The organism is Streptomyces sp. NPDC107498, from assembly GCF_055582805.1.
In genome coordinates this window covers 273,881-290,753 of record NZ_JBVJPE010000007.1, presented here as the reverse complement: position 1 = coordinate 290,753, position 16,873 = coordinate 273,881, and the positions used below count along the sequence as shown (strand labels likewise).

The window sequence follows — 16,873 nt, the reverse complement described above, 5'->3', positions numbered from 1 at the left end:
TCCTACTGCTGCACGAGGGGCGTCAGCTTCCGGTCCTGGGCCGGGATGCCCGGCGCCTCCTGCACGTCCAGGCCGAAGCTGGTGAAGGCGGTGCGGCGCGGCAGCGGGTACGGCTCCTTGCCGGTGACCGAGTTGAGGATGGTCGCGCTGCGCCAGGCCGCCAGGCCCAGGTCGGGGGCGCCGACGCCATGGGTGTGGCGCTCGGCGTTCTGGACGTACACGGAGCCCGTGACGGAGGGGTCGAGGACCAGGCGGTACCGCTCGTCGACCCGGGGGCGCCCGGCGGAGTCGTGACGGAGGTACGGGTCGAGTCCGGCGAGCATCCGGTCCACCGGGCGCTCCCGGTAGCCGGTCGCGAGGACGACGGCGTCGGTGGTGAGCCGGGAGCGGGTGGACTGCTGGACGTGCTCGAGGTGCAGCTCGACCCGCGTGGTGGCGACCCGCCCCGCCGTGCGGACCCGGACGCCGGGGGTGAGGACGGCGTCCGGCCAGCCGCCGTGCAGGGTGCGGCGGTAGAGCTCGTCGTGGATGGCGGCGATGGTCTCCGCGTCGATGCCCTTGTGCAACTGCCACTGACGGGGCACGAGTTCGCTCCGCACCGGCTCGGGCAGGGCGTGGAAGTAGCGGGTGTAGTCGGGGGTGAAGTGCTCCAGGCCGAGCTTGGAGTACTCCATGGGGGCGAAGGCCTCGGTCCGGGCCAGCCAGTGGATCCCCTCCGCCCCCGCGGGGCGGGCGCGGAGCAGGTCGAGGAAGACCTCGGCGCCGGACTGGCCGGAGCCGATGACGGTGACGTGCCCGGCGCTCAGCAGCGACTCGCGGTGGGTCAGGTAGTCGGCGGAGTGGAACACCGGGACGCCGGGGGCGTCGGCGAGCGGCCGGAGCGGCTCGGGGACGTACGGCTCGGTGCCGACGCCCAGGACGACGTTCCGGGTGTAGGCACGGCCCAGGGCCTCGGCCCCGCCCGCCGGGTCGACCTGCGTGAAGTCGACCTCGAACAGCCGCCGCTCGGGGTTCCAGCGGACGGAGTCGACCTGGTGGCCGAAGCGGAGGCCGGGGAGCCGCTCGCTGACCCAGCGGCAGTAGGCGTCGTACTCGGCGCGCTGGATGTGGAACTTCTCGGCGAAGTAGAAGGGGAAGAGGCGCTCGCGGCTCTTCAGGTAGTTGAGGAAGGTCCAGGGGCTGGCGGGGTCGGCGAGGGTCACCAGGTCGGCCAGGAAGGGGACCTGGAGGGTGGCGCCGTCGAGGAGCAGCCCGGGGTGCCAGTGGAAGGCCGGCCGCTGCTCGTAGAAGGTGGCGGCGAGACCGCCGGGGACGCCGTGCGCGAGGGCGGCGAGCGAGAGGTTGAAGGGGCCGATGCCGACGCCCACCAGGTCGTGGGGCTGATCGAGGTCCTGCTGGGGGGTGTCGCCGGTCATCGGTGCGTGCCGCCTTCCGCGAGGGTGAGGATCCGGTCCAGGTCGCCGGGGGTGGCGTGGGGGTTGAGCAGGGTGGCCTTGAGCCAGAGGCGGCCGTCGGCCTTCGCCCGGCCGAGGACGGCGCGGCCCTCGGCCAGGAGGGTGCGGCGGATCGCCGCGACGGCCTCGTCGGTGGCGCCGGCCGGCCGGAAGAGGACGGTGGTGAGCGTGGGCCGGTCCTTGAGGTCGAGGCCGGGGGCCTTCTCCACCAGGTCGGCGAGGTCCTGGGCGAGGCCCATGCACGCGTCGACGAGCGCGCCGAGGCCGGTGCGGCCCAGGGCGCGGAGGGTGACGGCGGTCTTGAGGACGTCGGGACGGCGGGTGGTGCGCAGGGAGCGGCCGAGCAGGTCGGGGAGGCCGGCCTCGGTGTCGTCGTCGGCGTTGAGGTAGTCGGCGGTGTGGCCGAGGACGGCGAGGTCGGCGGCGTCGCGTACGGCGAGGAGTCCCGCCGCGGCCGGCTGCCAGCCGAGTTTGTGCAGGTCGACGGTGACGGTTCGGGCCCGGTCGAGGCCGTCGAGGAGCCGGCGGTGCGTGCGGCTGAAGAGGAGCGGGCCGCCGTACGCGGCGTCGACGTGGAGCTCGACGCGGGCGCCGTGGGCCGCGCAGACGTCGGCGAGCGCGGGGAGCGGGTCGATCAGGCCCTCGTCGGTGGTGCCGGCGGTGGCGGCGACCAGGACGGGCCCCTCACCCGTGCGGGCCAGGGCTTCGTGGAGGGCTTCCGGGTCCATCGTGCCGCTCGGCGTGGGCACGGTGAGCGGCTCGGGCAGGCCGAGGAGCCAGGCGGCGCGGTGGAAGGAGTGGTGGGCGTTGGCCCCGACGACGGTCCGGACGGCGGTGCCGTGCCGTTCCCGGGCAAGGAGCAGGGCGAGCTGGTTGGACTCGGTGCCGCCGGTGGTGACGAGCGCATCGGGGCGGGGCGCGTCGGGGAAGACCTCGGCGGCCAGCGCCGCCGTGACCTCGGCCTCCAGGGCGGAGGCCGAGGGCGCCTGGTCCCAGGAGTCCATGGACGGGTTCAGCACGGAGGCGGCCAGGTCGGCGGCGGCGGCGAGCGCGAGGGGCGGGGTGTGGAGGTGGGCGGCGCAGAGGGGGTGGGCGGGGTCGGCGGCGCCCTCCGCGAGGAGCCGGACGAGGGTGCGGAGCGCCTCGTGGGGGCCCTGCCCCGCCTCCGGGAGCGGCTCCCCGAGCACCTCGCGCACGCGTCGGGCGACGGCCTCCGGGCCGCCGGCCGGGAGCGGGCCGCCCCTGGCCCGCGCTCCTTCCCGGAGGGCGTCGACGGTCTCGCCGAGGAGACGGCTCAGGGCGTTGGGGTCGGCGGCGAGGGGCGGGGGTGCGGCACGCATGGACGACAGGGTGGCGGGCCCGGCGGGGGCTTGTCCGGGGAGTCGGACGCTGTGACCCGAACGAGGGACGCGTGCCCCGCCCGTGACGGCCGGGCACAGGCCCGTGACGGCCGGGCACAGGCCCGTGACGGCCGGGCACAGGCCCGTGACGGCGGGGCACGGGCTTCACGGCGGCGGGGCGCGGGCCCGCGGCGGGGCGGTGTCAGGTCACTCGCGGGTCGGCCGTCGTGCCCAGGTCCTCGTGTCCCGCGTCGTGAGGGACGGCCGGTCAGCGCCGCGCGCCCGGTGCACGCGGCGCTGACCGACCGGGCCCGACGTCCCCTAGCCGCGCACCCGCAGGGCCCTGCGCAGGTCGTCGAGCTGGTCGACGAGCTTGCGATGGAGGGCCGGGATCATGGTGTCGGACGTGAGGCGGGACTCGCCCAGGGCCAGGGACTCCTCGTCGATCGCGTACGACGGGAAGGCGTAGCGCCCGGCGGCCTCGGCCATCGCGGGGCCCCGGCGGTCGCCGAGCGCGACGGCCGCCTCGTAGAAGCGCGGCACGTACTCCCGTACGAGCTCGGCCTGCTCGGGCTGCCAGAAGCCCTGGGCGGTGGCGGTGAAGAGGTAGTTGGAGAGCTCGTCGGAGTCGAAGAGGGACGACCAGGCCGCGGCCTTCGCCTCGGGGGCCGGCAGGGCGGCCCGGCAGCGGGCCGCGCCCTCCTGGCCGGTGGCGCTGGGGTCCCGTTCCAGTTCGGCGGCGATCACGGTCTCGTCGGCGGCGCCGAGGACCGCGAGGCGGGCGAGGATCCGCCAGCGCAGCTCGGGGTCGAGCTCCGGGCCGCCGTGGACGGTGCCCTCGTCGAGCCAAGAGGCGATCTTGTCGGGCGTGGTGGCGCTGTCGATGAAGGCGCGGACGGCGGTGAGGCGCAGGCCGGGCTCCTCGCCGTCCTCGGTGCGGCGCAGCAGGGCGCGGGCGATCTCGCCGATGGTGGCGAGGGCGGCCGGGCGCTCCTCCTCGGAGGTGTACCGGTCGGCGATCTGGGTGCGGGCGAAGCCGAGGATTCCCTGGACGAGGGCGAGTTCGGTCTCCTCGGGCAGGTGCGCGAGGGCGACCTCCAGGTAGTCGGCGGGGGCGAGGGCGCCGTCGCGGACCATGTCGCGCAGCGCGTTCCAGACGACGGCCCGGGTGAGGGCGTCGGGGATGCGGGAGAGGCCGCGCAGGACGGATTCCTCGGAGACCTCGTCGAAGCGGAGCTTGGCGTAGGTGAGGTCGCCGTCGTTGAGGACGACGAGGGCGGGGCGCGGGCCGGTCAGCTCGGCGGGCGCCTCCTGCGGGACGTCGAGCTCGCGGCGCTCGCGCAGGGTGAGTTCGCCGTCGGGCTGCCGGTCGTAGATCCCGGCCCGGATCCGGTGCGGGCGGCTGCCGTCGCGGTCGACGTGGAGCTGCCAGTGGGTCCCCTCGCCGGTCAGGCGCGGGGTGAGGGTGTCGACGCCCGTCGTGCGCAGCCACTGCTCGGCCCAGGCGTGGACGTCGCGGTCGGTGGCGGCCGCGAGGTTGTCGATGAAGTCGGCGAGGGTGGCGTTGCCGAACCTGTGGCGCTTGAAGTGGATGTTGATGCCGGCCAGGAAGTCCTCCTCGCCGAGCCAGGCGACGAGCTGGCGCAGCGCGGAGGCGCCCTTGGCGTAGGAGATGCCGTCGAAGTTGAGGAGGGCGGAGGCGGTGTCGGGGACGGCTTCCGGGTCGGGGGCGACGGGGTGGGTGGAGGGGCGCTGGTCCGCCTCGTACCCCCAGGCCTTGCGGGTGACGCCGAAGTCGATCCAGGTGTCGGGGAAGAGGTCGGAGCAGGCCTCGTTGACGGTCTGGAAGCCCATGTACTCGGCGAAGGACTCGTTCAGCCAGATGTCGTCCCACCAGCGGAGGGTGACGAGGTCGCCGAACCACATGTGGGCCATCTCGTGGGCGATGACCATGGCGCGGGTCTGGCGCTCGGTGACGGTGACGGCGGAGCGGAAGACGAACTCGTCGCGGAAGGTGACGAGTCCGGGGTTCTCCATGGCGCCGGCGTTGAACTCGGGGACGAAGGCCTGGTCGTACGAGTCGAAGGGGTAGGGCTCGTCGAACTTCTCGTGGTAGCGGTCGTAACAGGCCTTGGTGACGGCGAGGATCTCGTCGGCGTCGGCGTCGAGGTGGGCGGCGAGGGAGCGGCGGCAGTGGATGCCGAAGGGCAGGCCGGCGTGCTCGGTGCGGACGGTGTGCCAGGGGCCGGCGGCGACGCAGACGAAGTAGGTGGAGAGCAGCGGGGTGGGCGCGGCCTGCCAGTGACCGTCGGGCTGCTGCTCGGTGATGCCGTTGGAGAGGACGGTCCAGCCCTCGGGGGCCTTGACGCCCAGCTCGAAGACGGCCTTCAGGTCGGGCTGGTCGAAGGCGGCGAAGACGCGCTGGACGTCCTCCATGAACAGCTGGGTGTAGACGTACGACTCGCCGTCCGTGGGGTCCGTGAAGCGGTGCATGCCCTCACCGGTGCGGGAGTACCGCATGGTGGTGCTGACGCTCAGGGTGTGCTCGCCCTCGGTGAGGCCGAGCGGGAGCCGGTTGCCGTCGAGGGCGGTGACGTCGAGGGGCTCGCCGTCGAGCTCGGCGGAGTGGAGGGTCTCGGGCTTGAGCTCGACGAAGGTGTCCCCCGCGGCGCGGGCCGTGAAGCGGATGAGGCTCCGTGACCGGAAGGTCTGGTCGCCGGTGGTGAGGTCGAGGTCCACGCGGTAGTGGTGGACGTCGAGGAGCTGGGCACGGGTCTGCGCTTCGTCGCGCGTCAGTACGGACATGGGCCCTATGCTGCCCGATCGCTCCGTTCCCGGGCAGGGGGTGCGGGGCCTCAGGCCAGGCCGGAGCCGTTCAGGTGGGCGAAGGCGGCGGTGATGCGGGGCCGGTCGTAGCCGCTGGGTCCCGCGGCGCCGCTGGAGATCAGGGTGTGGAGCAGGATCCGGGCCTTGGCGGGGTCGAGCGGGCCGGCCGGGATCAGTCCGTGGTGGAGCAGGTCGTGCTCGGAGCCGGGGCTGCGGTAGGTGTCGGTGAGGGTCGCGCCGCCGCCGGTGCGGGAGGCGAGGACGACCGGGATGCGCCGGGCGAGTTCGGCGAGGGGTTCGACGAGCGGGGCCGGGGCGTGTCCGCCGCCGAAGGCGGCGACGACGAGGCCCTGGAAGCGGTCGTCGACGGCGTCGAGGAGCTCGCCGCGGTCACCGAGGGAGAGCGTGACCAGGGCGACCCGTACGGAGGGGTCGAGCGCGAGCGGGCGGAGCGCGGCGGGGACGGCGGGGCGGAGCAGGATCCGGGGTTCGCCCTCGACGACGGCGCCGAGGGGGCCCGCGCCGGGCGAGGCGAAGGTGGCGACGGAGGTGGTGTGGGTCTTGCGGGCGAGGCGGGCGGCGTGGATCTCGTCGGCGAGGACGACGAGGACGCCGAGGTTCCGGCAGGCGGGGTCGGCGGCGACGGCGAGCGCGGCGGCGAGGTTGGCGGGGCCGTCGGCGCCGGGCAGGTCGGGGCGGCGCATGGCGCCGGTGACGACGATCGGCTGCTCGGTGGTGCAGAGCAGGTCGAGGAGGAAGGCGGTCTCCTCCAGGGTGTCGGTGCCCTGGACGACGACCGCGCCGGAGCCGTCGGCGACGGCCTTGCGCACCTCGTCGGCGAGGGCGGCGAGGTCCTCGAAGGAGAGGGTGGAGCTGGGGACGCGGCGGAAGTCGCGCAGGACGACGTCCTCGGGGGCGCCGAGGCCCGCGAGGACCTCCTGGCCGGTCATGCGGGCCGCGTCGCCGCCGCGGGCGGAGATGGTGCCTCCGAGGGTGAAGACCGTGACGCGCGCCATCAGCGTGCTCCGTCCGCAATCGTCTCGTGGTGGCGGATGACCTCGGCGATGATGAAGTTGAGGAGCTTCTCCGCGAAGGCCGGGTCCAGTTTCGCGCTCTCGGCGAGTTCGCGCAGCCGGGCGATCTGGCGGGCCTCGCGGGCGGGGTCGGCGGGCGGGAGCTGGTGCTCGGCCTTGAGGACGCCGACCTGCTGGGTGCACTTGAAGCGCTCGGCGAGCATGTGCACGACCGCGGCGTCGATGTTGTCGATGCTTTCGCGCAGCCGGGTCAGCTCGGCGATGACGGACGGGTCGATGGCACTGGTGTCGCTGGTGTCGCTCATGATCTGCGAGCTTAGACGGATCTCGGGGGGATCGTGGGCGGGTGTTCGGGATCCGGAACGCTGTCGCTCCAGCCGCCGTGCACGGACCGTCCCTGCTGCTCGCGGAACCGGATGGGCGCGGTGCCGACGCGGCGGGTGAAGAGCCGGGAGAAGTAGGCGGGGTCGTCGTAGCCGACGCGGCGGGCGACGGCGGCGACGGGCAGCTCGGTGGCGGCGAGGAGCTCCTTGGCGCGGCCGAGGCGGACGGTGAGCAGGTAGTCCTTGGGGCTGCATCCGGCGGCGCGGCGGACGGCGGTGCGCAGTTCGGCGGCGGTCATGCCGTGCCGGGCGGCGTGCTCGGCGACGGAGAGCGGCTGGAAGGCGTCGCGGGCGAGGGCGGTGAGGACGGGGTCGCCGTCGGCGTTGGTGTCGGCGCGGGCGCGGCGCAGCGCGACGAGCAGCTCGTGGACGGCGGCGCCGGTCTCGACCTCCAGGAGGGGATTGCCGGGGCGGGCGGCGCGGGCGATCCGGCCGATGGCGGCGCGGGCGGGCGCGGCGTCGGAGAGGGGGACGACGGGCCGGTCGGGCTCGATGTAGCCGAGTTCGGTGTAGGTGGCGGTGGCGGGTCCGGTGAAGTCGACGAAGGCCTCGTCCCAGCCGGTGCCGGGGTCGGCGGCGTAGTGGTGGGGGGTGCCGGGGGTGAGCCAGAGGAGGGCGGGGGCGGTGACGGTGGTGCGGCGGCCGTCGGGGCCCCGGTGCCAGCCGCTGCCGGCGGAGACGACGACGGCGACGTGGTGGTCGAGGGTGCGCGGCCCGACGGTGGGCAGGGTGCCGTGCTGGAGCCCGACGCCGAGGCAGACGAGGCCGAGGCGGTGGTGGACGGGGCCGGGCGTGAAATAGCGCATCCAGGTGTGGTACATCGCGGGCCCTTCCCTAACGTCCAAACTGCGACGATCTTTGTCCATGGACCGCGCCGCCGCCAGGGGGCGAGGGTGAGGCCATGAGCACGTTCGCTGTGGGTGACGAGGACTTCCTGCTCGACGGGCGGCCGGTGCGGCTGCTCTCGGGGGCGCTGCACTACTTCCGGGTGCACGAGGGCCACTGGGAGCACCGGCTCGGGATGCTGCGCGCGATGGGCCTCGACTGCGTCGAGACGTACGTCCCGTGGAACCTGCACGAGCCGGAGCCCGGCCGGTACGCGGACGCGGACGCGCTGGGGCGGTTCCTGGACGCGGTGGGGCGGGCCGGGATGCGGGCGATCGTGCGCCCGGGTCCGTACGTCTGCGCCGAGTGGGAGAACGGCGGGCTTCCGCACTGGCTGACCGGTCCGCTCGGGCGGCGGGTGCGGAGCCTGGACCCGGGGTTCCTGGCGCCGGTGGAGGCCTGGTTCCGGCGGCTGCTCCCGCAGGTGGTGGAGCGGCAGGTGGACCGGGGCGGGCCGGTGGTCCTGGTGCAGGTGGAGAACGAGTACGGGAGTTACGGGAGCGACCGGGGCTATCTGGAGTGGCTCGCGGGGCTGCTGCGGGACTGCGGGGTGGGCGTGCCGCTGTTCACCTCGGACGGGCCCGAGGACCACATGCTGACGGGCGGCTCGGTGCCGGGGGTGCTCGCGACGGCGAACTTCGGCTCGGGGGCGCGGGAGGGCTTCGCGACGCTGCGCCGGCACCAGCCGTCGGGGCCGCTGATGTGCATGGAGTTCTGGTGCGGCTGGTTCGACCACTGGGGCACGGAGCACGCGGTGCGGGGCGCGGCGGACGCGGCGGCGGCGTTGCGGGAGATCCTGGAGTGCGGGGCCTCGGTCAACGTGTACATGGCGCACGGCGGGACGAACTTCGGGGGCTGGGCGGGCGCGAACCGGGACGGTGAGCTGCACGACGGTCCGCTGCGGCCGACGGTGACCTCGTACGACTACGACGCGCCGATCGACGAGGCGGGGCGGCCGACGGAGAAGTACCGGGCCTTCCGCGAGGTGCTCGCGGAGTACGCGGAGGGGCCGCTGCCGGAGGTGCCGGAGCCGCCGGCCCGGCTCGGCGCGCCGGTCTCGGGCGGGCTCGACGGGTGGGCGCCGCTGGACGGGGTCCTGGAGGTCCTCGGCGGCGAGGAGACGGTGACGCCGGTGCCGCCGACCTTCGAGGAGCTGGGGGTGGACCGGGGTCTGGTCCGCTACCGGGTGGCGGTGCCGGGCCCCCGGCAGCCGTACCCGCTGGGGGTGACGGGGCTGCGCGACCGGGCGGTGGTGCGCGTCGACGGACGGCCGGTGGGGGTGCTCGACGCCTCGGACGGGGAGGACGCCGTCCTTCCCGAGCCGGTGGCGGGTCCGGCGCTCGTGGACCTGTGGGTGGAGTCGCTGGGCCGGGTCAACTACGGGCCGCGGCTGGCGGAGCCGAAGGGGATCACGGGGGGCGTGCGGCACGAGCGGCAGTACCTGCACGGAGTACGGGCCCGGGCGCTGCGCCTGGACGCCTTCGCCCCGGAGACGGTCGCCGAGGTGCCCTTCGGCCCGGTCGCGGAAGCCCCCGGCCTGTACCGGGGGGTCCTTGCCGTGGCCGGGCCCGGGGACGCCCGGCTGCGGCTGCCGGGCGCGACCCGGGGCTTCGTGTGGGTGAACGGTTTCTGCCTGGGCCGCTACTGGTCGGTCGGTCCGCAGGAGGCGCTGTTCGTGCCGGGACCGGTGCTGCGGGAGGGCGCGAACGAGGTGTGGGTCCTGGAGGTGGAGGGCGGGGGGCCGTCCTCGGTGGAGCTGGACCCGGTGTGAACGTGGAGGTGCCCCGGAGCCGAGGCCGCTCCGGGGCACCCGTTCGGGGCGAGCGGCTACAGCGTGGCCGCGGCCGACTTGATGGCGGCGGCGAAGGTCGAGACCTCCGTGTAGACGCCGGGGTAGCCGGCCCGCGCGCAGCCCTCGCCCCAGCTCACGATGCCGACCTGGACCCAGGCTCCGGCGTTGTCCTTGCGGAACATGGGGCCGCCGGAGTCGCCCTGGCAGGTGTCGACCCCGCCCTGGCTGTAGCCGGCGCAGATCTCCTCGGCCGGGACCAGGTCGCTGCCGTAGGCGGCCTGGCAGGTGGCGTCGGAGACGAACGGGACGTTCGCCTTGAGCAGGTAGCGCTGCTGCGCCCCGCCCTCGCGGGCGGCGCCCCAGCCGGCGACGGTGAAGGTGCCGCTGTTGTACGCGGTGGTGTCGGCGATCTTCAGGTTGGGCAGCGAGGTGATCGGCGTGGCGAGCTTGATCAGGGCCCAGTCCTTGCCCTGGCCGTTGTAGCCGGGGGCCTGGAGGACCTTGGTCGACCTGACCTTGACGGCGCTGCTCGACTGGAGGTCCACGACTCCGGTGGTGGCGGTGATGCTCGTGTTGTTGCCGGAGCCGCTGACGCAGTGGGCGGCGGTGAGGACGACCTGAGGGCTGATCAGGGAGCCGCCGCAGCCCATGGAGAGCCTGACCATCCAGGGGAACTCGCCCTGTGCGGCACGGGTGCCGCCGACGACGGGGGCCGGGGCCGCGGAGGCGGTGGTGGGCTGGAGGCTGACGGCCGCCAGGACGACGGCGCCCGCGGCCGCCAGCTTCTGGAGGGCACGGACCATGCGGTTCTGCTTCACGTGTCTTCCTTCTCTCGTGGGGGGTCGGCCTCGACGGAGGGATGACATGAACGCGATGACATGCGCTCGTCAAGGCATGTCCGGATTATGAGCAGCGTCCAACTGGCACCACAAGAAAGCCTTTTCGGCCAGATCCGGTGGGGGGACCGTACAGTGGGGAGGAGGGAGGATCCGGCATGCCGAACCGTCATGGGGCCGACCGTGTCATCCACGGCTTTCCGCACCGCGCCACCGTGCGGGCCTCGCTCACCGCGCTCTACCGCCGTCTCTCCCCCGACGGCGTGCACCGCTATCCGGCCAGCGTGACCGCCGACGACGTCGTCCTCGGCGACGACGAGGACCTCCACCTCGGCGCCCAGCGGGTGGCCCACGCCCTCGTCCGGCACCTGCAGTTGCCCGAGGCGCGCATCGTGGTGAGCTTCCGCCCCATGGAGTACGCGGCGGCCGTCGAGCTCACGGCCGGCCCCGAGTACTTCGTCGAGCTCAACGACCGGTTCCGGACCCGCCGCAGGGACGTCGGCGCGGCCCTCGCCCACGAGATCACCCACGTCCTGCTGCACCGGCTCGGCCTCGGCTTCCCCGGCACCGCGGAGAACGAGGTCCTCACCGACGTGACCACCGCCTATCTGGGCGCCGGCTGGCTGCTGCTCGACGCGTACCGGCGGGACGGCGTCGAGAGCCAGAAGCTCGGCTACCTCACCCCGGAGGAGTTCGGCTACGTCCTCGCCAAACGGGCCGAGGTCTTCGGCGAGGACCCCTCGCCCTGGTTCACCAGCGCCGTGGCGTACGAGGCGTGGCTGCGGGGCCGGGCGGAGGCCGGGCGGGAGCGGACCGCGCCGCCGCTCGCCGGGGCGGGCTGGGCCGAGCGCCGCCGGTACGCCCTGCAGCGGCACCGGGGCCGGGCCTCCGAGGACGCTCCCTACGCCTTCCAGGGCGGGGCCCCGGCGACCGGCGTCTCCTTCTCCTGCCCGGTCTGCCTCCAGCGGCTGCGGGTGCCGGCGGGGCGCGCCCTGCGGGCCCGGTGCGGGACCTGCGGCTCGGTCCTGGAGTGCGCCTCCTGACGCATCGATTTGCGCCGCGCGCCGACGGCGGGTCAGGGTCGGTGCATGAGCACGCTGTTCGACGCCATCCGGGACGGGGACGAGGACGGGGCCGTGCGGCTCCTGCGCGACGGGGCGGACCCCGAGGACCGGGAGGACGGGGAGACCGCGCTGTACCGCGCGGCCGTCGGCGACGAGGCCGGCATCGTGCGGGTGCTGCTCGCCGCCGGGGCCGACCCCGCCCGGGGCAGCGGCGAGGACGACGGGGACCTGCCGCTGTGCGGGGCGGCCTGCGGCGGACACACCGAGGTCGTGCGGGCGCTGCTCGCGGCGGGCGCGGCGGCCGACCAGGAGGAGGCGTACGGCTTCACCGCCCTCGCCTGGGCCCTCCGCCTCGGCCACGCCGACACCGCCCGGGTCCTCCTGGAGCACGGCGCCGACCCGGACCGGCCGGGACCCGACGGGGTCCTCCCGCTCGTCGCCGCCGCGCGGCGCGGCTCCACCGGCTGCGTGCGGGCGCTCCTCGACCACGGGGCGCGGGCCCGGGAGGCCGCCCTGCGGGAGGCCCGTCGGTGGATCGGCGTCGACATCGCGGCCGAGCTGCGGCGCGGGCTCGTCGCCGGGAACGAGGGCGGGCAGACGTACGAGGCGGCCGTCCGGCGGATCCGGGAGGACGGCGGGATCACGGTCGTCGTCGAGCTGCTGCGGGAGGACGGGGCGCCCGGGCGCGGCGACGACCGGGGGACCGGTCACGCGGCGGTCGCCACGCTCCTGGAGGCGGCGCTCGGACTGCGCACCCCGCACGAGGAGCTCGCGGCGCGGGCGCTGCGCCGCGGCGACCCGGAGCTCGACGACTGGACCACGGCGGTGGCCGAACTGGCGGGCCGGGCCGACGAGGAGACGTTCGTGGCGGCGGCCGGGTGGTGCGCCTACCGCGATCCGCTGCGCCGGGCCCTCGGCGCGCGGGTGCTCGGCGCGCTGCCGGGCTTCGGCCCGAGCGCGGTCCCGGTCCTGCGGCGCCTCGCGGCGGAGGCGGTGCCGCCGTCGCGGGAGCCGCTGCTCTCGGCGGTCCTCGCCCTCGGGGAGTGCGCGGACGCGGCCGCCGTGCCCGAACTGCTCGCGGCGGCCGGGCACCCCGACGCGGTGGTGCGCCGGGCCGTGGCGGCGGCCCTCGCCGGGATCGTGCCGACCGGGCACGTCGAGGCGCTCGGGGTGCTGCTCACGCTGAGCCGGGACGGCGACCCCCGGGTGCGGGACTGGGCGACGCTGGCGCTCGCCGAGCTGCCCGACGACACCCCGCTCGTACGGGAGGGGCTCGCGGAGCGGCTCGGCGACTCCGATCCGGAGACCGCGGCGGAGGCGGCGCGGGGGCTGGCGATCCGTCAGGACCCCCGCGCCGTCGACGCGCTGGCGTCGATCCTCGCGGACGGGGCGGCGGACGGGGCGCCGCGCGAGACGGCGCTCGCCGCCCTGGAGCACGTCCGCGACCCCCGGGTCAGGACCCGTCTGGAGTGGACGACCCCGCGCCGCGCCTGACGCCCCGTCCGGCGGGGTTCAGCAGGTGTGGTCGATCAGGTCGAACGTGGCGTAGTGGTCGGAGGTGTAGTAGTCCTCGTCGACCGCGCCGCCGGTCACGATCCGGCGGGCGCCCCGGGTGGAGACGCCCGGCGTCTTGACCGTGTACTCGTGGTAGTAGCCGTAGGCGTGCGCCGGCAGGACGCCTTCGCGGTTCTGGAAGACGACTCCGTCCTGGCTGTACGGGAAGGGGCCGCCGGCGTCGATCAGCCGGAGGGTGTCGTAGGCCTGGGCGGGCAGGTCCGAGTAGCAGATGTCCCCGACGGACGAGACCGCAGAGGCCGAGGACGCCGCCGAGACCGAGGACACGGCGGCGACGGGCGCGGGGGCCGGTGCGGCGGTGGCCGGGGCGCCGAGGAGGAGGGAGGAGAGGAGGGCGGCGGCGACACCGCCGGCGAGGGTGAATCGAGGGGGGATTCGCATGGCTGCGATGATGACGCGCGTAGATCTCCGGAGGGAACCCCGACGGCCCTCAGTTCCACGGACGTTAACCCGTTCCTCCCCGACGTGCGGATTCCGTGGACGGCGTGCGCCGGGGCCCGGCGCACGCCGTCGGTGACGGGGGCTCACCCCCCCGGACGGGAGTCGCAGGCTCAGCAGGGCCGCGCCCGCGTAGGCCGCGAGGACCCAGGGCTCGTCGACCGCCTGGAGCGCAAGGACTTCGTGCGCAGGGTGAAGCACCCGGGGACAAGCGCCGGGTGCTCGTCGAACCCCGCCCCGAGAAGCCGGCCGAGCTCGCCCCGCCCTTCGACGACTGGGCGCGCGAGGTGCACGAGCTCCACCAGGAGTTCACGACCGAGGGGCTGGCGACGGTCACCCGTTTCCCGACGGGCGCGACGGAACGCCGGCGCGCCGCGGCCAAGCGCCTCACGGAGTGGCGGCCCGCGGCTCCGGGCCGCCCCGCCGGCCGGGCCCGCAACCCGGGCGGGCGCGCCCCTCCCCTTCGGCCCCCGGGGCTGCTACCTTCCTCGCCAGCACCGCGCCTAACTAACGTTAGGTGGAAGAGCGGCTCCGCGGGCCCGTCCGCCCACGGCTGTCCCCTCCGAGTCCGTCAGACGTACGGCCGCCGGCCGTACGCCGGTCAGTCCGCAAGGGAGCCCAGCCATGCCCCTGTCCCGACGCGCCCTGCTCACCGCCACCGGCGCCGCACTGCTCCTCGGCGCCGCGCCACCCGCCGTCGCCCGCCCCCGCCCCACGACCGCCACCGCGATCCGGCAGATCCCGCTCCAGGGCGCGGTCAACGTCCGCGACCTCGGTGGGTACGTCACCTACGACGGCGCCCGGGTCCGGCACGGTCTCGCCTACCGGGGGGACCACCTCGCCCGGCTCACCGACGCCGACCTCACCACCCTCGCCGGGCTCGGCCTCGGCACCGTGGTCGACCTGCGGATCCCGCTGGAGGTCGGCCACGACGGCGCCGACCGGCTGCCCGCCGGTACGGTCCCGGTCGCCCGGCCCGTCACCGACCACGGCCTCTTCGGGCAGCTGACGGCCGCGATCGGCTCCCGCGACCCGGTGCGGCAGGAGGAGATGCTCGGCGGCGGCCGGGCCGCCGCCTTCATGCGCGAGGTGTACCGCACCTTCGTCACCGACCCGGCGAACCGGGCCGCCCTCGCGGCCACCCTGCGCGACCTGGCCGATCCCCGCCGGGGACCGCTGCTCCTGCACTGCACCTCCGGCAAGGACCGCACCGGCTGGACGAGCTGGCTCCTGCTCACCCTGCTCGGCGTGCCCGAGAGCTCGGCCCGCGCCGACTACCTGGCCTCCAACACCTTCCGCGCCGCGTACGACGCGCGGGTGCGCGAGGGGCTGAAGCAGGGCGGGCTCATGCAGAACCCGGAGCTGATCGTGCCGCTGCAGGAGGTGCGGGCCGAGTACCTGGACACCGCCCTCGACCAGGTCCGCACCTCCTACGGCGGCCTCTTCCGTTACGTGTCGGTCGGCCTCGGCCTGGAGCTGCGCGAGCTGGCGGCGCTCCGCGAACGGCTGGTGCCCGACGCCTGACGCCCGCTCCGGCCGGCGCCGGCCGCCGCACCGCGCCCGGCGCCCGCGCCCGCCCCGGAACCGGAGCCGGCACCCCGGCCCGCGCCCGAACCGCGCCCCGATCCGGCCGCGGCACGGCCGGAGCCGGCCGCGGCGCCGGAGCCCCGGCCCGTCGGCGTCCCGGAGGCCGAGCCCCGGCCCGTGGTGCCCGAACCGGGCGCCCGTCCGGTGGACGGGCCGGAACCGCGGCCCGCGCCCGTCGTGCCCGTGCCCGTACCGCCGCCCGAACCGCCGGAGGCCGGACGGCGACGACGGCGGCCGCCACCCGTGCCGGCGCCGCCGGTGCCCGTCGCCTTGCGCGGCGGGGTCGGCTGCGGGACCTCGATGACGACGGGGACGCCCGAGGGCTCCCGGGCGCCGGTGAGCTCGGCGAGCTCCTCGTCGCTGGACCTGATCTGCGCCGTGCGGGGGCTGATGCCCGCGTTCGACATCAGCCGGCCCATGTCCCGCTTCTGCTCGGGCAGGACCAGCGTGAAGACGCTGCCGGACTCGCCGGCGCGGGCGGTGCGGCCGCCCCGGTGCAGATAGTCCTTGTGGTCGATCGGCGGGTCGACGTTCACGACCATGTCGAGGTCGTCCACGTGGATGCCGCGGGCCGCCACGTTCGTCGCGACCAGCGTGGTGACCTGGCCGGTCTTGAACTGGTCCAGGGTCCGGTTGCGCTGCGGCTGCGAGCGGCCGCCGTGCAGCCCGGAGGCCCGGACGCCGTTGGCCAGGAGCCGCTTGACCAGCCGGTCCACGGACCGCTTGGTGTCGAGGAAGAGGATCGTCCGGCCGTCGCGGGCCGCGATCCGCAGCGTGACGGCCTTCTTGTCGGTCTCGTCCATCACGTACAGGACGTGGTGCTCCATGGTGGTGACCGCGCCGGCCGACGGGTCGACCGAGTGCACGACCGGGTCGTCCAGGAACATCTTGACCAGCTTGTCGATGTTCCGGTCGAGGGTCGCGGAGAACAGCAGCCGCTGCCCGCCCGGCTCGACCTGCTTCAGCAGCTTCGTGACCTGCGGCAGGAAGCCCATGTCGGCCATCTGGTCGGCCTCGTCGAGGACGGTGACGGCGACCTGGTCCAGTCGGCAGTCCCCCCGCTCGATGAGGTCGTGGAGCCGGCCGGGGGTGGCGATGAGGACCTCGGCGCCGCGCCGCAGGGACGAGGACTGCCGGGAGATCGACATGCCGCCGACCACCGTGGTGATCCGCAGCCGCAGCGCGGAGGCGTACGGCGTGAGGGCGTCGGTCACCTGCTGGGCGAGCTCGCGGGTCGGCACCAGGACCAGCGCGAGGGGCGCGGTCGGCTCGGCGCGGCGGCCGGCGGTGCGGGCGAGGAGCGCCAGCCCGAAGGCGAGGGTCTTGCCGGAGCCGGTGCGCCCCCGGCCGAGGACGTCGCGCCCGGCGATCGAGTTCGGCAGGGTCGCGGCCTGGATCGGGAAGGGCTCGGTGACGCCCTGCTCGGTGAGCGTCCGCAGCAGCGCGGCCGGCATGTCCAGGTCCTCGAAGGAGGCCACGGGCGGCAGCGCGGGCGTCACCGTCTCCGGCGGAGTGAACTCCTGCGGCGGCGGGGGCGCGGCGGGACGGCGGCCGCCGCGGGGGCCCTTCGGCTGGGACGTGGACTTCGCCTGGGCGGTGCGGGGGCCGCGCTTGTGGGGGCGTTCGGAGCGGGTCATTCGTGCCTTCCTGGCCGGTGCG

Annotated in this window: 13 protein-coding genes; 4 read left to right on the top strand and 9 right to left on the bottom strand. The window is 75.3% G+C overall.

Annotation, left to right across the window (positions count from 1 at the left end; genetic code table 11):
• Window positions 1-2 precede the first annotated feature (2 nt).
• The 6 genes from ACZ66Z_RS15645 to ACZ66Z_RS15620 all read right to left on the bottom strand — a co-directional run bounded on the left by ACZ66Z_RS15645 (window position 3) and on the right by ACZ66Z_RS15620 (window position 7,858).
• Window positions 3-1,415 (bottom strand): lysine N(6)-hydroxylase/L-ornithine N(5)-oxygenase family protein, encoded by a 1,413-nt coding sequence (locus ACZ66Z_RS15645; RefSeq protein WP_469934507.1) that lies wholly within the window; start codon window positions 1,413-1,415, stop codon window positions 3-5.
• Window positions 1,412-2,794, bottom strand: coding sequence for a pyridoxal phosphate-dependent decarboxylase family protein (locus tag ACZ66Z_RS15640; RefSeq protein WP_469934506.1), 1,383 nt, complete (start codon window positions 2,792-2,794; stop codon window positions 1,412-1,414). Before ACZ66Z_RS15640 ends, ACZ66Z_RS15645 begins: the two co-directional genes overlap by 4 nt.
• A gap of 321 nt (window positions 2,795-3,115) precedes the next feature.
• Complete coding sequence (gene pepN, locus ACZ66Z_RS15635) at window positions 3,116-5,599, bottom strand: aminopeptidase N (RefSeq protein WP_469934505.1); 2,484 nt, start codon at window positions 5,597-5,599, stop codon at window positions 3,116-3,118.
• A 50-nt stretch (window positions 5,600-5,649) separates the two neighbouring features.
• A complete protein-coding gene (locus tag ACZ66Z_RS15630) occupies window positions 5,650-6,636 on the bottom strand; it encodes an asparaginase (protein ID WP_469934504.1) in 987 nt (328 codons plus the stop codon).
• Complete coding sequence (locus ACZ66Z_RS15625; protein ID WP_093876613.1) at window positions 6,636-6,959, bottom strand: chorismate mutase; 324 nt, start codon at window positions 6,957-6,959, stop codon at window positions 6,636-6,638. The genes ACZ66Z_RS15630 and ACZ66Z_RS15625 overlap by 1 nt, the downstream gene beginning before the upstream one ends.
• A gap of 11 nt (window positions 6,960-6,970) precedes the next feature.
• A complete protein-coding gene (locus ACZ66Z_RS15620; protein WP_469934503.1) occupies window positions 6,971-7,858 on the bottom strand; it encodes a helix-turn-helix transcriptional regulator in 888 nt (295 codons plus the stop codon).
• A gap of 80 nt (window positions 7,859-7,938) precedes the next feature.
• On the opposite strand from ACZ66Z_RS15620, the gene ACZ66Z_RS15615 reads away from it, so the two are divergent.
• A complete protein-coding gene (locus ACZ66Z_RS15615) occupies window positions 7,939-9,693 on the top strand; it encodes a glycoside hydrolase family 35 protein (protein ID WP_469934502.1) in 1,755 nt (584 codons plus the stop codon).
• A gap of 56 nt (window positions 9,694-9,749) precedes the next feature.
• On the opposite strand, the gene ACZ66Z_RS15610 is transcribed toward ACZ66Z_RS15615, so the two are convergent.
• A complete protein-coding gene (locus tag ACZ66Z_RS15610) occupies window positions 9,750-10,517 on the bottom strand; it encodes a S1 family peptidase (RefSeq protein WP_469934561.1) in 768 nt (255 codons plus the stop codon).
• Window positions 10,518-10,708: 191 nt separating this feature from the next.
• Here ACZ66Z_RS15610 and ACZ66Z_RS15605 point away from each other — a divergent pair, with 191 nt between their 5' ends.
• Both ACZ66Z_RS15605 and ACZ66Z_RS15600 read left to right on the top strand, forming a co-directional pair.
• Entirely contained in the window at window positions 10,709-11,593 is an 885-nt protein-coding gene (locus ACZ66Z_RS15605) for a hypothetical protein (RefSeq protein ID WP_469934501.1), read from the top strand.
• Between the two features lie 45 nt (window positions 11,594-11,638).
• Entirely contained in the window at window positions 11,639-13,108 is a 1,470-nt protein-coding gene (locus ACZ66Z_RS15600; protein ID WP_469934500.1) for an ankyrin repeat domain-containing protein, read from the top strand.
• A gap of 18 nt (window positions 13,109-13,126) precedes the next feature.
• Here the strand turns inward: ACZ66Z_RS15600 and ACZ66Z_RS15595 are convergent, their stop codons facing one another.
• Window positions 13,127-13,570: a ribonuclease gene (locus tag ACZ66Z_RS15595; protein WP_469934499.1), complete on the bottom strand. Its 444-nt coding sequence runs from the start codon at window positions 13,568-13,570 to the stop codon at window positions 13,127-13,129.
• 681 nt (window positions 13,571-14,251) lie between these two features.
• Between ACZ66Z_RS15595 and ACZ66Z_RS15590 the strand changes: the two genes are divergently transcribed.
• On the top strand, window positions 14,252-15,151 hold the full coding sequence (locus ACZ66Z_RS15590; RefSeq protein ID WP_469934498.1) for a tyrosine-protein phosphatase: 900 nt from the start codon (window positions 14,252-14,254) through the stop codon (window positions 15,149-15,151).
• Here the strand turns inward: ACZ66Z_RS15590 and ACZ66Z_RS15585 are convergent.
• Window positions 15,076-16,851, bottom strand: a complete 1,776-nt coding sequence (locus ACZ66Z_RS15585) for a DEAD/DEAH box helicase (protein WP_469934497.1) — start codon at window positions 16,849-16,851, stop codon at window positions 15,076-15,078. The two genes, ACZ66Z_RS15590 and ACZ66Z_RS15585, sit on opposite strands and share 76 nt — an antisense overlap.
• Window positions 16,852-16,873: the final 22 nt, after the last annotated feature.

What these genes read in the sequence shown, in the direction of transcription:
- ACZ66Z_RS15645 (WP_469934507.1), bottom strand. Translation starts at nt 1,415, where the DNA reads ATGACCGGCGACACCCCCCAGCAGGACCTCGATCAGCCCCACGACCTG.
- ACZ66Z_RS15640 (WP_469934506.1), bottom strand. Translation starts at nt 2,794, where the DNA reads ATGCGTGCCGCACCCCCGCCCCTCGCCGCCGACCCCAACGCCCTGAGC.
- pepN (WP_469934505.1), bottom strand. Translation starts at nt 5,599, where the DNA reads ATGTCCGTACTGACGCGCGACGAAGCGCAGACCCGTGCCCAGCTCCTC.
- ACZ66Z_RS15630 (WP_469934504.1), bottom strand. Translation starts at nt 6,636, where the DNA reads ATGGCGCGCGTCACGGTCTTCACCCTCGGAGGCACCATCTCCGCCCGC.
- ACZ66Z_RS15625 (WP_093876613.1), bottom strand. Translation starts at nt 6,959, where the DNA reads ATGAGCGACACCAGCGACACCAGTGCCATCGACCCGTCCGTCATCGCC.
- ACZ66Z_RS15620 (WP_469934503.1), bottom strand. Translation starts at nt 7,858, where the DNA reads ATGTACCACACCTGGATGCGCTATTTCACGCCCGGCCCCGTCCACCAC.
- ACZ66Z_RS15615 (WP_469934502.1), top strand. Translation starts at nt 7,939, where the DNA reads ATGAGCACGTTCGCTGTGGGTGACGAGGACTTCCTGCTCGACGGGCGG.
- ACZ66Z_RS15610 (WP_469934561.1), bottom strand. Translation starts at nt 10,517, where the DNA reads ATGGTCCGTGCCCTCCAGAAGCTGGCGGCCGCGGGCGCCGTCGTCCTG.
- ACZ66Z_RS15605 (WP_469934501.1), top strand. Translation starts at nt 10,709, where the DNA reads ATGCCGAACCGTCATGGGGCCGACCGTGTCATCCACGGCTTTCCGCAC.
- ACZ66Z_RS15600 (WP_469934500.1), top strand. Translation starts at nt 11,639, where the DNA reads ATGAGCACGCTGTTCGACGCCATCCGGGACGGGGACGAGGACGGGGCC.
- ACZ66Z_RS15595 (WP_469934499.1), bottom strand. Translation starts at nt 13,570, where the DNA reads ATGCGAATCCCCCCTCGATTCACCCTCGCCGGCGGTGTCGCCGCCGCC.
- ACZ66Z_RS15590 (WP_469934498.1), top strand. Translation starts at nt 14,252, where the DNA reads ATGCCCCTGTCCCGACGCGCCCTGCTCACCGCCACCGGCGCCGCACTG.
- ACZ66Z_RS15585 (WP_469934497.1), bottom strand. Translation starts at nt 16,851, where the DNA reads ATGACCCGCTCCGAACGCCCCCACAAGCGCGGCCCCCGCACCGCCCAG.